The organism is Priestia sp. YIM B13490, assembly GCF_042787735.1.
In the GTDB taxonomy this organism is placed as follows: Bacteria; Bacillota; Bacilli; order Bacillales; family Bacillaceae_H; genus Priestia; species Priestia megaterium.
The window spans coordinates 1-13,875 of sequence record NZ_JBHZOT010000017.1; the positions used below are offsets into that span (position 1 = coordinate 1).

General features: G+C 39.4%; 12 protein-coding genes, 1 rRNA gene and 1 other annotated feature. All 13 genes read left to right on the forward strand.

The features are described 5' to 3' along the window. A 5S ribosomal RNA gene (rrf, locus tag ACFX4R_RS29460) occupies positions 1–76 on the forward strand; the annotation flags it as partial. 235 nt (positions 77–311) lie between these two features. Further along, positions 312–773 carry a CtsR family transcriptional regulator gene (locus ACFX4R_RS26240; protein WP_013054895.1) on the forward strand — a complete coding sequence of 154 codons (462 nt, stop codon included), beginning with the start codon at positions 312–314 and terminating at the stop codon, positions 771–773. 41 nt (positions 774–814) lie between these two features. Continuing rightward, on the forward strand, positions 815–1,357 hold the full coding sequence (gene mcsA / locus ACFX4R_RS26245) for a protein-arginine kinase activator protein McsA (protein WP_025753183.1): 543 nt from the start codon (positions 815–817) through the stop codon (positions 1,355–1,357). A gap of 3 nt (positions 1,358–1,360) precedes the next feature. Next, positions 1,361–2,434 (forward strand): protein-arginine kinase McsB, encoded by a 1,074-nt coding sequence (gene mcsB, locus ACFX4R_RS26250; RefSeq protein ID WP_043982723.1) that lies wholly within the window; start codon positions 1,361–1,363, stop codon positions 2,432–2,434. Between the two features lie 20 nt (positions 2,435–2,454). After that, positions 2,455–4,896 carry an ATP-dependent protease ATP-binding subunit ClpC gene (gene clpC / locus ACFX4R_RS26255; protein WP_043982721.1) on the forward strand — a complete coding sequence of 814 codons (2,442 nt, stop codon included), beginning with the start codon at positions 2,455–2,457 and terminating at the stop codon, positions 4,894–4,896. A 123-nt stretch (positions 4,897–5,019) separates the two neighbouring features. Then, positions 5,020–6,396 (forward strand): DNA repair protein RadA, encoded by a 1,377-nt coding sequence (gene radA, locus ACFX4R_RS26260; protein ID WP_013054899.1) that lies wholly within the window; start codon positions 5,020–5,022, stop codon positions 6,394–6,396. 3 nt (positions 6,397–6,399) lie between these two features. Continuing rightward, positions 6,400–7,479: a DNA integrity scanning diadenylate cyclase DisA gene (gene disA / locus ACFX4R_RS26265; protein WP_013054900.1), complete on the forward strand. Its 1,080-nt coding sequence runs from the start codon at positions 6,400–6,402 to the stop codon at positions 7,477–7,479. A gap of 147 nt (positions 7,480–7,626) precedes the next feature. Next, positions 7,627–8,724, forward strand: a complete 1,098-nt coding sequence (locus ACFX4R_RS26270) for a PIN/TRAM domain-containing protein (protein WP_013054901.1) — start codon at positions 7,627–7,629, stop codon at positions 8,722–8,724. Positions 8,725–8,749: 25 nt separating this feature from the next. Continuing rightward, complete coding sequence (gene ispD, locus ACFX4R_RS26275) at positions 8,750–9,451, forward strand: 2-C-methyl-D-erythritol 4-phosphate cytidylyltransferase (protein WP_043982719.1); 702 nt, start codon at positions 8,750–8,752, stop codon at positions 9,449–9,451. Continuing rightward, positions 9,448–9,927: a 2-C-methyl-D-erythritol 2,4-cyclodiphosphate synthase gene (gene ispF / locus ACFX4R_RS26280; RefSeq protein WP_013054903.1), complete on the forward strand. Its 480-nt coding sequence runs from the start codon at positions 9,448–9,450 to the stop codon at positions 9,925–9,927. The genes ispD and ispF overlap by 4 nt, the downstream gene beginning before the upstream one ends. A gap of 105 nt (positions 9,928–10,032) precedes the next feature. Further along, complete coding sequence (gene gltX, locus ACFX4R_RS26285) at positions 10,033–11,490, forward strand: glutamate--tRNA ligase (RefSeq protein WP_028412658.1); 1,458 nt, start codon at positions 10,033–10,035, stop codon at positions 11,488–11,490. A gap of 39 nt (positions 11,491–11,529) precedes the next feature. Beyond that, positions 11,530–11,754, forward strand: a binding site (T-box leader). A 72-nt stretch (positions 11,755–11,826) separates the two neighbouring features. After that, a complete protein-coding gene (gene cysE, locus ACFX4R_RS26290) occupies positions 11,827–12,483 on the forward strand; it encodes a serine O-acetyltransferase (protein ID WP_025753192.1) in 657 nt (218 codons plus the stop codon). Further along, positions 12,473–13,870: a cysteine--tRNA ligase gene (gene cysS / locus ACFX4R_RS26295; protein WP_043982717.1), complete on the forward strand. Its 1,398-nt coding sequence runs from the start codon at positions 12,473–12,475 to the stop codon at positions 13,868–13,870. Before cysE ends, cysS begins: the two co-directional genes overlap by 11 nt. Positions 13,871–13,875: the final 5 nt, after the last annotated feature.

Consider the following 13,875-nt stretch of genomic DNA (forward strand, 5'->3'; position numbering starts at 1 on the left):
CGAACACGGAAGTTAAGCTCTTTAGCGCCAATGGTAGTTGGGACTTTGTCCCTGTGAGAGTAGGACGTTGCCAGGCACCTGAAAAAGGACTAGCTATTTTAGCTAGTCCTTTTTTGTTTACAATTTATTTGTTTTATGAAAAAGTATAGTAAGAACAATAAAATTCACGATTTGCAGGTTTTGAAATAAATTTTAGTGGCAACGATAAAAGTAAAGAATAAACTTTAATAGTACATAGTTGAAAATTTTTTCGTTTCCTTTTATATTTAAATTAAGGTCAAATATAGTCAAAGTCAGAAGGAGGGGGCAGCGTGCCAAATATCTCTGACATTATCGAACAGTATTTAAAACAAGTACTTGAATTAAGTGAAAGAGAAATTGTTGAAATAAGGCGCAGTGAGATTGCTGATAAATTTCAATGCGTTCCGTCGCAAATTAATTACGTTATCAATACCCGTTTTACAGTTGAGAGAGGTTATCTTGTAGAAAGTAAGCGAGGCGGCGGCGGCTTTATTCGTATTGCAAAAGTAAAAATGCATGATGCAGCGGATTTGTTTCAGCAAGTAATTGAGATGATTCAAAATGAAATTTCACAAGTAAGTGCTGAAAACGTCATTATTAGGTTAGTTGAAGAAAAAGTCATCACAGAACGAGAAGCAAAAATTATGTTGAGTGTTATCAATCGTTCAGTTATTAATATTGAACTTCCTTATCGTGATGAGCTAAGGGCTAATCTTTTAAAAGCAATGCTTAATTCATTACGCTACCGATAAGCTCATGATCTATTTTATTTAGAACAGGGAGTGATGACAGGATGATTTGTCAGCAATGTGAAACGAGACCTGCAACTCTTCACTTCACAAAAATCATTAATGGTGAAAAGACGGAGATGCATGTATGTGAACAATGCGCTTCAGAAAATGGAGATGCATTTTCTTTTTCAAATCAGCAAGGTTTTTCAATCAATAACTTACTAGCTGGCCTACTTAACCTAGATCCAGCAGTAACTGAAAATTATAAGCAACAAAGTCAGGAGGTTCTTTCTTGCCCTACTTGTGGCATGACATATCAAAAATTTGCTAAAATCGGCAGGTTTGGATGTGCAGATTGCTACAAAACATTTGAGCGACCTCTTATTCCTTTCCTGAAGAGGCTGCATGGAGGTAATTATCTGCATCATGGAAAAATACCAGCAAGAATTGCAAGTAATCTTCATTTAAAAAAGGAATTACAGGCATTAAGATTGAACTTAAAAGAGTATATCGAAAAAGAGGAGTTTGAGAAAGCAGCTGAACTCCGAGATCACATTCGGTTACTAGAAAAGAAGATGAACGAATCGAGAGAGGAGGAAGCGTAATTCATGTCCCAGGATTTGTTCTTTTCCCAGCCTGTTAGCTCTTGGATGCGTCAAGAAGCTTCGAATTCAGATATTGTTCTAAGCAGTCGAATCAGGCTGGCTCGAAATTTAACTCATTATCTTTTTCCAACTCTCTTTTCTAAAGAACACGCAGTTGAAGTGGTTCGAGTATTCGAGCAAGTTTTTCAAAAAAGTGAAAACACCAATCAGTGGAATTTGCATTTACTAAAGATGAACGAATTACAGCCTCTTCAAAAGCAAGTGTTGGTTGAAAAGCATCTTATCAGTCCTAACTTGGCTGAAGGAGATAACAACGGAGCTTGTTTTTTATCAGAAAAAGAAGATTTGAGTATTATGGTTAATGAAGAAGATCATTTACGCATACAATGTTTATTTCCAGGCCTTCAATTATCTGAAGCTTTAAGCACAGCGAATAAAGTAGATAATTGGATTGAGAAATACGTAGATTATGCGTTTGATGAAAATAGAGGGTATTTAACCAGCTGTCCCACAAATGTGGGTACTGGGCTACGTGCATCTGTGATGATGCATCTGCCGGCTTTAGTGATGACCCGTCAAATTCATCGTATTATTCCCGCTATTAACCAGCTTGGCCTAGTGGTGAGAGGAATTTATGGAGAAGGTAGCGAAGCTTTAGGGAATATCTTTCAAATTTCTAATCAGATAACCTTAGGGAAATCTGAAGAAGATATTGTGGCAGATTTAAATAGTGTCGTACAGCAGTTGATTACACAAGAGCACTCTGCAAGAGACGCGCTGTTTAAAACATCTCATGTAGAGTTAGAAGATCGAGTGTATCGTTCATATGGAGTATTGGCCAATAGCCGTATTATTGAGTCAAAAGAAGCTTCACAATGTTTATCAGATGTTCGATTAGGAATCGATTTAGGGTATATAAAAGGACTGAGTCAAAATATATTGAATGAACTTATCATTATGACGCAGCCAGGCTTTTTACAACAGTATTCGGGAGGTCCCCTAAAGCCTCAAGAACGTGACATTAAAAGAGCCACCTTAATTCGAGAACGTCTCACTATAAATAAAAACACAAATTAAACGTGGAGGGTGACGATTATATGATGTTTGGTAGATTTACAGAGCGCGCACAAAAAGTATTAGCTTTAGCACAGGAAGAAGCACTACGCCTAGGTCACAACAACATTGGAACGGAGCATATTTTATTAGGTATCGTTCGTGAAGGTGAAGGAATTGCAGCAAAAGCTCTTTCTGCTCTAGGCCTAAGCACTGAAAAAATTCAAAAAGAAGTGGAAGCATTAATTGGCAGAGGCCAAGAATTAACGCAGACCATTCATTATACACCTCGAGCGAAAAAAGTCATTGAACTTTCAATGGATGAAGCCCGAAAGCTTGGTCATTCTTATGTAGGAACAGAACATATCTTACTAGGCTTAATTCGTGAAGGTGAAGGCGTTGCAGCACGCGTTTTAAATAATTTAGGTGTCAGCCTAAATAAAGCTCGTCAGCAAGTGCTTCATTTATTAGGTAGCAATGAAGCTGCTTCAAGTCATCAAGGCGGAGGCTCTTCAAACGCTAATACACCTACGCTAGACAGCTTAGCACGCGATTTAACAGTTGTAGCGCGCGAAGGAAGCTTAGACCCTGTTATCGGACGTGGGAAAGAAATTCAGCGTGTTATTGAAGTGTTAAGCCGACGTACAAAAAACAATCCTGTATTAATTGGGGAGCCAGGTGTCGGTAAAACGGCAATCGCTGAAGGTTTGGCTCAGCAAATCGTCAACAATGAGGTTCCAGAAATTTTACGCGATAAACGCGTTATGACTTTGGATATGGGAACGGTCGTTGCTGGTACAAAATACCGCGGAGAATTTGAAGATCGCCTGAAGAAAGTAATGGATGAAATTCGTCAAGCAGGTAATATCATTCTCTTTATCGATGAGTTACACACATTAATTGGCGCTGGTGGTGCAGAAGGTGCTATCGATGCTTCTAATATTTTAAAACCGTCTCTTGCTCGTGGAGAACTTCAGTGTATCGGTGCTACGACTTTAGATGAATACAGAAAGTACATTGAAAAAGATGCAGCGTTAGAGCGTCGCTTCCAGCCAATTCAAGTGGATGAACCAACGTTGGAAGAGTCTATTCAAATCTTAAAAGGGCTTCGTGACCGTTATGAAGCCCATCACCGAGTATCTATTTCTGATGAGGCAATCGAGCAAGCGGTGAAACTATCAGATCGCTACATTTCCGATCGTTTCTTACCGGATAAAGCAATCGATTTAATTGATGAAGCTGGTTCAAAAGTGCGTTTACGTTCATTTACAACGCCGCCAAATTTAAAGGAATTAGAGCAAAAATTAGAATCAGTACGCAATGAAAAAGATGCGTCTGTTCAAAGTCAAGAATTTGAAAAAGCAGCATCTTTACGCGATACAGAGCAACGCCTACGCGAAGAATTAGAAGACACAAAGAAAATTTGGAAAGAGCAGCAAGGTAAAGAAAACTCAGCTGTAACCGTAGAAGATATTGCGATGGTGGTATCTAGCTGGACGGGTGTACCGGTCTCTAAACTGGCACAGGAAGAGACAGAAAGACTGCTGAACATGGAAGAGATTCTTCACTCTCGTGTAATTGGGCAAGAAGAAGCGGTAAAAGCAGTTGCAAAAGCTGTGCGCCGTGCTAGAGCAGGCTTGAAAGATCCAAAACGTCCAATTGGTTCATTCATTTTCTTAGGACCAACAGGGGTTGGTAAAACAGAGCTTGCACGTGCATTAGCGGAGTCAATCTTCGGCGATGAAGATGCAATGATTCGTATCGATATGTCTGAGTACATGGAGAAACATTCTACTTCACGCTTAGTAGGTTCACCTCCGGGATATGTTGGATACGAAGAAGGCGGCCAGTTAACGGAAAAAGTAAGAAGAAAACCTTACTCAGTTGTTCTTTTAGACGAAATTGAAAAAGCGCATCCGGATGTATTTAACATTTTATTACAAGTGTTAGAAGATGGACGCTTAACAGATTCAAAAGGCCGTACAGTTGATTTCCGTAATACGATTTTAATTATGACATCAAACGTAGGTGCTGATACATTAAAACGAAGCAAGCACTTAGGGTTCACAGTAGAAGCGGAAGGGCAAGACTACAAAGATATGAAAGGAAAAGTAATGGCGGAAATGAAGCGCGCGTTCCGTCCTGAGTTCCTAAACCGTATCGATGAAATTATCGTCTTCCATTCATTAGAGAAACCTCACTTAGCTGAAATCGTTAAATTAATGGCGGATCAGTTAACAAGACGCTTAAAAGAGCAAGAAATTGATCTTGAATTAACAAAAGAGGCAATTGATAAGATTGCAGAGGAAGGTTTTGATCCAGAATACGGTGCTCGTCCACTTCGTAGAGCAATTCAAAAACATATTGAAGACCGTTTATCTGAAGAGCTGCTAAAAGGGGTTGTTCAAAAAGGTCAGAAAGTGACGCTAGATGTAGACAAAGGAGAATTTGTTGTTAAATCCTCCGCTCCAAGCAGCATCAGCTAAATTTACTCAAACCAAGACGAGGCATACGAAAAAACACGTATGCCTCCCTTTTTATTTTAGCTTAGGAAATAGTGTACAATAGAGATAGAAATCGATTGAATGAACGGAGAGATTGATAACATAATGGCGAAACGAAAAACAAAATTTGCATGTCAGCATTGCGGATATGAATCAGCAAAATGGATGGGGAAATGTCCCGGGTGCGGAAGCTGGAATTCTATGGTAGAAGAAATGGAAGAAACGAAATCATCACGCCGAGGAGCTTTTTCCGGAGCTACTGCTTCTAAAGTCCAAAAACCTCAGTCAATTACAGCGATTGAATCTACAACAGAACCACGAATTTTCACACCTTCTGCAGAGTTAAATCGTGTATTAGGAGGAGGTATTGTCAGAGGGTCACTCGTTTTAATAGGGGGAGATCCGGGTATCGGAAAGTCTACTTTACTTTTGCAAACCTCCGCGCAGTTAGCAATGAAACAAAATAAAGTACTATATATTTCGGGAGAGGAATCAACCAAACAAACGAAGTTAAGAGCGGACAGGCTAGGTGTAAAAGCTGAAGAGCTTTATGTTCACGCAGAAACAAACTTAGAATTAATACTAGAGGCCATCTCAAGCATGCAGCCTGATTTTGTGGTGATTGATTCAATTCAAACCATTTACCATGCTGATGTCACATCAGCGCCAGGAAGCGTCTCACAGGTGCGAGAGTGTACGGCTGAACTAATGCGTGTTGCTAAAACGAATGGAATTGCCATCTTTATTGTGGGTCATGTAACGAAAGAAGGGGCCATTGCAGGACCAAGACTTCTTGAACATATGGTGGATACGGTTCTTTATTTTGAAGGAGAGCGCCATCATACGTATCGTATATTAAGAGCAGTTAAGAACCGATTTGGATCCACAAATGAAATGGGCATTTTTGAAATGAAAGAAAGTGGGCTAGAAGAAGTATTGAATCCATCTGAAATCTTTCTAGAAGAACGGTCTCAGGGAGCAGCAGGATCGGTTGTTGTCGCTTCAATGGAAGGGACAAGACCTGTATTAGTAGAGCTGCAGGCGCTAATCAGTCCAACGAGCTTTGGAAACCCTAGAAGAATGGCGACGGGAGTAGATCATAATCGCGTTTCGCTTATCATGGCTGTCTTAGAAAAGCGTGTAGGAATGCTGCTGCAGAATCAAGATGCTTATTTAAAAGTAGCAGGTGGAGTGAAATTAGATGAACCAGCAATTGATTTAGCTGTAGCCGTTAGTATTGCTTCAAGCTTCAGAGATGCTGCTTCTAGCGCTACGGATGTTATTGTAGGAGAGGTAGGATTAACAGGTGAAGTACGCCGAGTATCTAGAATTGAACAGCGCGTTCAAGAAGCGGTAAAATTAGGGTTCCAACGAATTATTATCCCAGAGAAAAATTTAGGAGGATGGAAAGTCCCAGATGGTATTGATGTGATTGGGGTATCAACAGTAGCGGAGGCTCTGCAATATACATTAGGAGGATAAGCAGTGGAAGGAGAAAAAACAACAGTTAGTCAAAAACAAATATCAGAAATTCTGCAGTTTGTAGCACCAGGAACCCCTATTCGTGACGGTATCGATAACGTCTTGCGGGCAAAGACGGGCGGCTTAATTGTTATGGGCTACAATGAACAAGTCAAAAAGATGGTAGATGGAGGATTTTCGATTAATTGTGCATTTACACCTGCGCATTTATACGAGTTAGCCAAAATGGATGGAGCGCTTATTTTAAATGACAGCGGAAGCAAGATATTATTTGCTAATGCTCAGCTCATGCCAGACCCCTCTACTCCTTCTTCACAGACAGGAATGCGACACCGTACAGCAGAGCGTGTAGCTAAGCAGTCAGGTGTATTGGTAATAGCCATTTCACAAAGAAGAAATGTGATTACGCTTTACAAAGGGTCTCTGCAGTATGTATTGAAAGACATTAGCGTTATTTTAGCAAAAGCGAATCAAGCGCTTGGAACACTTGAAAAGTACAAGGCGGTATTAGACGAATCGATTACAAGTCTCAGTGCATTAGAGTTTGAAGAGCAAGTAACTCATACAGATGTGCTGCAGTCGCTTCATCGTACAGAAATGGTTCTGCGTATTAAAAATGAAATTTTGAGCTATATTAGCGAGTTAGGAACAGAAGGAAGACTAATCCGTCTCCAAATGAATGAACTACTTTCCCACTTAGAGGAAGAAGCAACTTTATTAATCAAAGATTATATGTATGACCTCAGCTTTGACCCTTACCGAGTAATTGAACGCATGCAGCAGCCGTCAAATAATGTTCTTCTCGATGACCAAACGCTTCTTCGCTTAATGGGATATCCCATGTATACAAGCTTTGAAGACAGCGTTATTCCTAGAGGGTATCGAATGCTTCATAAAATTCCAAGACTTCCATCGATTATTATTGAAAATCTCATTGATGAATTAGGGGATTTAAAAACGATAGCAGATGCGTCGGTAGAAGAATTGGATGAGGTAGAAGGCATCGGTGAAATTCGAGCACGCAAAATCAGAGAAGGCCTAAAAAGACTAAAAGAGCAGCATCTTACAAACCGCCAGCTATAGGATATTAATTGACATTAAATGTTTGATTCATTAAGATATTGTGAAAATACAAAAAAAGTGACAGTTTGTTTACAAATTCTGTTTTTTGGTTAAATAACAGGTTTCAATCATTGTAAACTGTTTATAATGATAAAGGGAGGTGAAGGCGTGTTAAAACGTTTTGTACAGTTATTTTTTATTATTACAGGTGGTACATTGGGCGTCTTTTTTATACCTGAACTTATTCAATTATTAAATCTGCAAGATGTAGCATTTCTAGAAAAGCCTTACGTCGATGCAATACTAGGAGCCATTTTGTTTTTCCTTGTCACGTTTTGGATTGTTGATTATATAGTTGAATTAATTCGCCGAGTGGAAGAGGCGTTACTGAAGGCGCCTGTAACGGATGTGCTTTTTGGGAGCTTAGGATTGATTTTAGGGCTTATTGTAGCCTACTTGGTCGGAGCTTTTTTAGGCAGAATTCAACTTCAAGTAGTAAGTACCATTTTACCAATCTTTCTAAGTATTCTTTTAGGTTACTTAGGGTTTCAAGTCGGGTTTAAAAAACGTGATGAACTTGTAAGCGTGTTTTCGATGCCGGCTCGAATTGGGAAGAAAAAAGGACAAGAAGAAGAAACAGATAACGAAGAATCATTAAAGTCTCTTAAGATTTTAGATACGAGCGTTATTATTGACGGCCGTATCGCAGATATTTGTCAAACAGGATTTTTAGACGGAACGATTGTTATTCCGCGCTTTGTGCTTGAGGAACTTCAGCATATTGCTGATTCGTCGGATGTTCTAAAACGAAACAGAGGTAGACGAGGTCTAGATATTCTAAACCGTATTCAAAAAGAACTGGCAATGAAGGTAGAAATTTATGAAGGCGATTTCGAAGACATTCAAGAAGTAGACAGCAAGCTGGTTAAATTGGCAAAGCTAACTTCCGGTTTGGTCGTGACAAACGATTTTAATTTAAATAAAGTATGTGAACTTCAAAATGTTGGCGTTTTAAATATCAATGACTTAGCAAATGCCGTCAAGCCAATTGTACTTCCAGGAGAAGAAATGAACGTATTGGTTATAAAAGACGGTAAAGAGCACAATCAAGGTATTGCCTATCTTGATGACGGTACAATGATCGTGGTAGAAGAAGGTAGAAATTATATTGGAAAGCAAATTGATGTACTGGTGACGAGCGTACTCCAAACCTCAGCAGGCCGTATGATTTTTGCGAAACCCAAGTTATTAGAAAAAGCACTGTGACGTAACAGGTAAAGGGAGTATACCTATGAAGTATGAAATTATCGTGTTAGCTGCAGGTCAGGGGAAGCGAATGAAAGCGGGGCGGAACAAACAATTTTTAACTATTCAAAACGTTCCGCTTATCATTCATACGCTGCAAAAATTCGAACAAGATCCTTGGTGCAGTGGAATTGTACTAGTTGTAAACGAAAAAGAAATGGAGATTTTTGAAGAGTTATTAATCGAATATCCAATTCAAAAGGTTCAATCATTGACAGTTGGAGGCGATGAACGTCAACATAGCGTTTATAACGGCCTTAAAAGTTTAAAGCAGGCTCAGATGGTATTAATTCATGATGGTGCTCGTCCATTTGTTCAACAAAACACAATCCATGAGTTAGTAGAAAAAGCTGCTAGTGATAAGGCTGCTGTGCTGGCTGTTCCAGTAAAAGACACAATTAAGCGTGTGGAACAGGGTACTGTCGTTGAAACAGTTGAGCGCTCTAGCTTGTGGGCTATTCAAACGCCGCAGGCTTTTCTTTTTGATGTAGTAATGGATGCACACGAAAAAGCAAAAACAAATGAATACTTAGGCACCGATGATGCAAGCTTAGTAGAAAAAGCGGGGCAAAAAGTATCGATTGTAGAGGGAAATTACGATAATATAAAACTAACAACACCAGAAGATTTGTTATATGCAGAAGCTATATTAACAAAGCTAAACAAGACTGAAGGAGTGGAAAAATGAACATTCGAGTAGGACAAGGTTTCGACGTACATGAATTTGCAGAAGGAAGACCTTTAATCATCGGCGGTTTAGAAATTCCGTATGAAAAAGGATTATTAGGCCACTCAGATGCAGATGTGCTGTTGCATACAATCGCAGATGCCTTATTAGGAGCGGCGGCTAAGGGAGATATCGGAAAGCATTTTCCGGATACAGACCCTGAATTTAAAGATGCTGATTCAGCAAAGCTTCTTCAACACGTATGGAAACTGCTAAAAGATGAAGGCTATGAATTAAGCAATGTAGATTGCACAATTATCGCGCAAAAACCTAAAATGGCTCCTTACATTGAACCAATGAGAGAGCGTATTGCGCAGCTGTTAGAAGCAAGCATTTCTCAAATTAACGTCAAGGCAACAACAACAGAAAAGTTAGGCTTTACGGGACGTGAAGAAGGAATTGCCGCCCAAGCAGCCGTTTTAGTTTATCAAAAATAAAAACAGTTGACTTTGACAGATACCTATTTGGTGATAAAATTAGAACATGTCTAAAACATATAAATACATACTATAAGTAATATTAAATTGGAGGTCATCTTAGTTATGTCAAGCGAAGTAAGAGTTCGTTATGCCCCGAGTCCAACTGGACATCTTCATATAGGGAATGCAAGAACAGCACTATTTAATTATTTATTTGCACGAAATCAAAACGGTAAATTTATTATCCGTATTGAAGATACAGATCAAAAGCGTAATATCGAAGGCGGAGAAGAAAGTCAGCTGCGCTATTTAAAATGGTTAGGTATTGAATGGGATGAGAGTATCGACGTAGGCGGCGAGTACGGTCCTTATCGCCAGTCTGAACGTACGGAAATCTATCAAAAATATACGGAAGAACTTCTTGAAAAAGGATTAGCTTATCACTGTTACTGTACGTCAGAAGAGCTTGAAAAAGAGCGTGAAGAACAGCAGGCGAACAGTCAAATGCCGCGCTATTCAGGTAAGTGCCGTAACTTAACAGCTGAACAGCGTGCTGAACTAGAAGCAGAAGGCCGTGAGCCAAGCATTCGCTTCCGTGTTCCTAGCAACACAGAAATTAAATGGAATGATATAGTCAAAGATGAAGTATCATTTGAATCTGAAGGCATTGGTGATTTCGTTATTGTGAAAAAAGACGGTACACCAACATATAACTACGCTGTAGCCATTGATGATTATCTAATGAAGATGACACATGTTCTACGCGGAGATGACCATATTTCTAATACACCGAAGCAAATTCTTGTGTATGAAGCTTTAGGCTGGACGCCTCCTGTATTTGGTCATATGACATTAATCGTAAATGAAAATCGCCGTAAGCTAAGTAAACGTGATGAGTCAATCATTCAGTTTATTGAGCAATATAAAGAATTAGGCTACTTGCCGGAAGCACTGTTTAATTTTATTACAATGCTTGGCTGGTCACCTGTGGGAGAAGAAGAAATCTTCTCTAAAGAACAGTTCATTGAAATTTTTGACCCAGCTCGTTTATCAAAATCTCCAGCACTATTTGATACAAGCAAATTACGTTGGATGAACAACCAATACATGAAACAATTGGATTTAGACGAGGTAGTAGCTTTATCAGTTCCTCACTTAGTGAAAGCTGGAAAAGTTGAAGAAACGCGCGATGCAGAAACAGAACAATGGGTACGTGACTTAGTCGCTCTATACCAAGAACAAATGAGCTTTGGCGCTGAGATTGTTGAACTTACTGAAATGTTCTTTAAGAAAGAAATTGATTACAGTGAAGAAGCAAAAGCAGTGCTTGCTGAAGAGCAAGTACCGGAAGTGTTAAAAGCATTTGCTGAAGAAATTTCTTCCTTAGAAGAATTCAGTGCTGATGAAATTAAGGCAGCAACAAAAGCTGTACAAAAAGCAACAGGTCAAAAAGGTAAAAAACTATTTATGCCAATTCGTGTAGCAACAACAGGCGAAACACACGGTCCTGAGCTTCCAAAAGCTATTTCTCTTTTAGGGAAAGAAACAGTTTTAGCTCGTCTAGAAAGCATTTATAGTTAACAAATTTCTATTTTGCCCATATGATAGAATAATCAAATATGGATATCGTTGAGAAGGAAGAGTAGGCAAGTTCATTGCATATCAGAGAGGGTTATCACCGGCTGAAAGTAACCTATGACAAAACTTGTTGAAGTGCGCCTTTGAGTCTTTTGTTGAATGCTGCTAAAGTAAGTAGGCAAAAGCGGGTACTTTCACGTTATGAGAGAAGAGTTGGGATCGTTTGTTGATCCAAACAGAGTGGAACCGCGTATATACGTCTCTGTGTCATTTGACATAGGGGCGTTTTTTTATACAATCAATGAGTAGATAGAGGAATAGCGGAATTGGGGTGAGATGATGCTAAAGTTGTTAAAGGAAGACATTGAAGCCATATTTGAACAAGATCCTGCAGCAAGAAGTTATATTGAAGTGATATTAACCTATTCGGGGTTGCATGCTATTTGGGCACATAGATTCGCTCACGGGCTTTTTAAAAGAAAGTGGTTTTTTCTGGCACGTGTAATCTCACAAATTAGCCGATTCTTCACAGGGATTGAAATCCATCCGGGTGCGAAAATTGGCCGCCGCTTTTTTATTGACCATGGAATGGGAATTGTGATTGGGGAAACGTGCGAAATTGGAGATAATGTAACAGTATATCAAGGAGTAACACTCGGAGGAACAGGGAAAGAAAAAGGAAAGCGTCACCCGACGATCGAGGACAATGTCTTAATTGCAACAGGTGCTAAAGTACTAGGGTCGATTACGATTCATGCGCACTCCAAAATTGGAGCGGGCTCAGTTGTGTTAAATGACGTCCCAGAAAACTCAACGGTTGTTGGTATCCCTGGCCGAGTCGTCATTCAAAATGGCGTCCGGATTCCAAAAGATTTGAATCATCAAGATTTGCCAGATCCAGATGCAGAGCGTTTTAAACAGCTAGAGAAAGAAATTTTACACCTGCAAAATCAATTAAAGGAATTAAAAGAAGGGAAGATTCACCATGGCAATTAAGCTATATAACACGTTAACACGTCAAAAAGAGACATTTGTACCTCTAGAAGAAAACAAAGTCAAAATGTACGTGTGCGGACCGACCGTGTATAACTATATTCATATTGGAAATGCGCGTCCTGCAATCGTATTTGATACGGTGCGCCGCTATTTAGAATTTAGAGGCTACGATGTAGAGTATGTCTCAAACTTCACAGATGTGGATGATAAATTAATTAAGGCAGCAAAAGAGTTAGGAGAAGATGTTCCAACGATCGCAAACCGCTTTATCGATGCTTACTTTGAAGATACGTCAGCTCTTGGATGCAAGCATGCCGATGTGCATCCACGCGTAACTGAAAATATGGATATCATTATTGAGTTCATTGATGAACTGGTGAGAAAAGGATATGCATATGAGTCAGAGGGTGATGTATACTATCGTACACGTAAGTTTGAAGGATACGGAAAATTATCACATCAATCTATTGATGAATTGCAATCCGGTGCTCGTATCGAAGTTGGAGAAAAGAAAGAAGATCCATTAGACTTTACTCTTTGGAAAGCAACCAAAGATGGAGAAATCGCATGGGATAGCCCTTGGGGTCAAGGAAGACCAGGCTGGCATATCGAGTGCTCTGCGATGGCACGCAAGTATTTAGGTGATACAATTGATATCCACGCAGGCGGTCAGGATTTAGCTTTCCCTCATCACGAAAATGAAATTGCCCAATCAGAAGCGCTCACTGGGAAATCGTTTGCGAAATACTGGCTTCATAACGGATATATCAATATTGATAATGAAAAGATGTCTAAATCACTAGGGAACTTCGTGTTAGTTCATGACATTATTAAAAAGCATGATCCGTCCCTACTTCGATTCTTTATTTTATCCGTTCACTATCGTCACCCAATTAACTATAACGAAGAAATTTTAGAGAATACGCGCAAAGGGTTTGAGCGTCTGCAAACAGCTTACGGCAACTTAACTCACCGTCTAGAGGCAGCAACAAATCTTCAAGAAGATGCTTCAGAATGGTTCGAAAAGCTAAAAGAGCTTCGCGAAACGTTTGTTGAAGAGATGGATGATGATTTTAATACGGCAAATGCCATTTCTGTTCTGTTCGAGCTAGCAAAGCAAGCTAACTTGTATTTATTAGAACAAACAACGTCTACAGATGTAATTGAAGCCTTTATTAAAGAGTTTAAAGAACTAGGTGCTGCAATAGGCATTACGTTTGGAGAAGCTGAACTTCTAGACGAAGAAATTGATCAATTGATCCAAGATCGTATTCAGGCTCGTAAAGATCGTAATTTCCAATTAGCAGATCAAATTCGAGATGAATTAAAGGCTAAAAATATTATTTTAGAAGATACGGCGCAAGGAACAAGATGGAAAAGAGGATAATAGTG

Bases quoted from the DNA above. Each gene is read 5' to 3' on its own strand.
- mcsA (WP_025753183.1), top strand. From the start codon at position 815: ATGATTTGTCAGCAATGTGAAACGAGACCTGCAACTCTTCACTTCACA.
- mcsB (WP_043982723.1), top strand. From the start codon at position 1,361: ATGTCCCAGGATTTGTTCTTTTCCCAGCCTGTTAGCTCTTGGATGCGT.
- clpC (WP_043982721.1), top strand. From the start codon at position 2,455: ATGATGTTTGGTAGATTTACAGAGCGCGCACAAAAAGTATTAGCTTTA.
- radA (WP_013054899.1), top strand. From the start codon at position 5,020: ATGGCGAAACGAAAAACAAAATTTGCATGTCAGCATTGCGGATATGAA.
- ispD (WP_043982719.1), top strand. From the start codon at position 8,750: ATGAAGTATGAAATTATCGTGTTAGCTGCAGGTCAGGGGAAGCGAATG.
- ispF (WP_013054903.1), top strand. From the start codon at position 9,448: ATGAACATTCGAGTAGGACAAGGTTTCGACGTACATGAATTTGCAGAA.
- gltX (WP_028412658.1), top strand. From the start codon at position 10,033: ATGTCAAGCGAAGTAAGAGTTCGTTATGCCCCGAGTCCAACTGGACAT.
- cysE (WP_025753192.1), top strand. From the start codon at position 11,827: ATGCTAAAGTTGTTAAAGGAAGACATTGAAGCCATATTTGAACAAGAT.
- cysS (WP_043982717.1), top strand. From the start codon at position 12,473: ATGGCAATTAAGCTATATAACACGTTAACACGTCAAAAAGAGACATTT.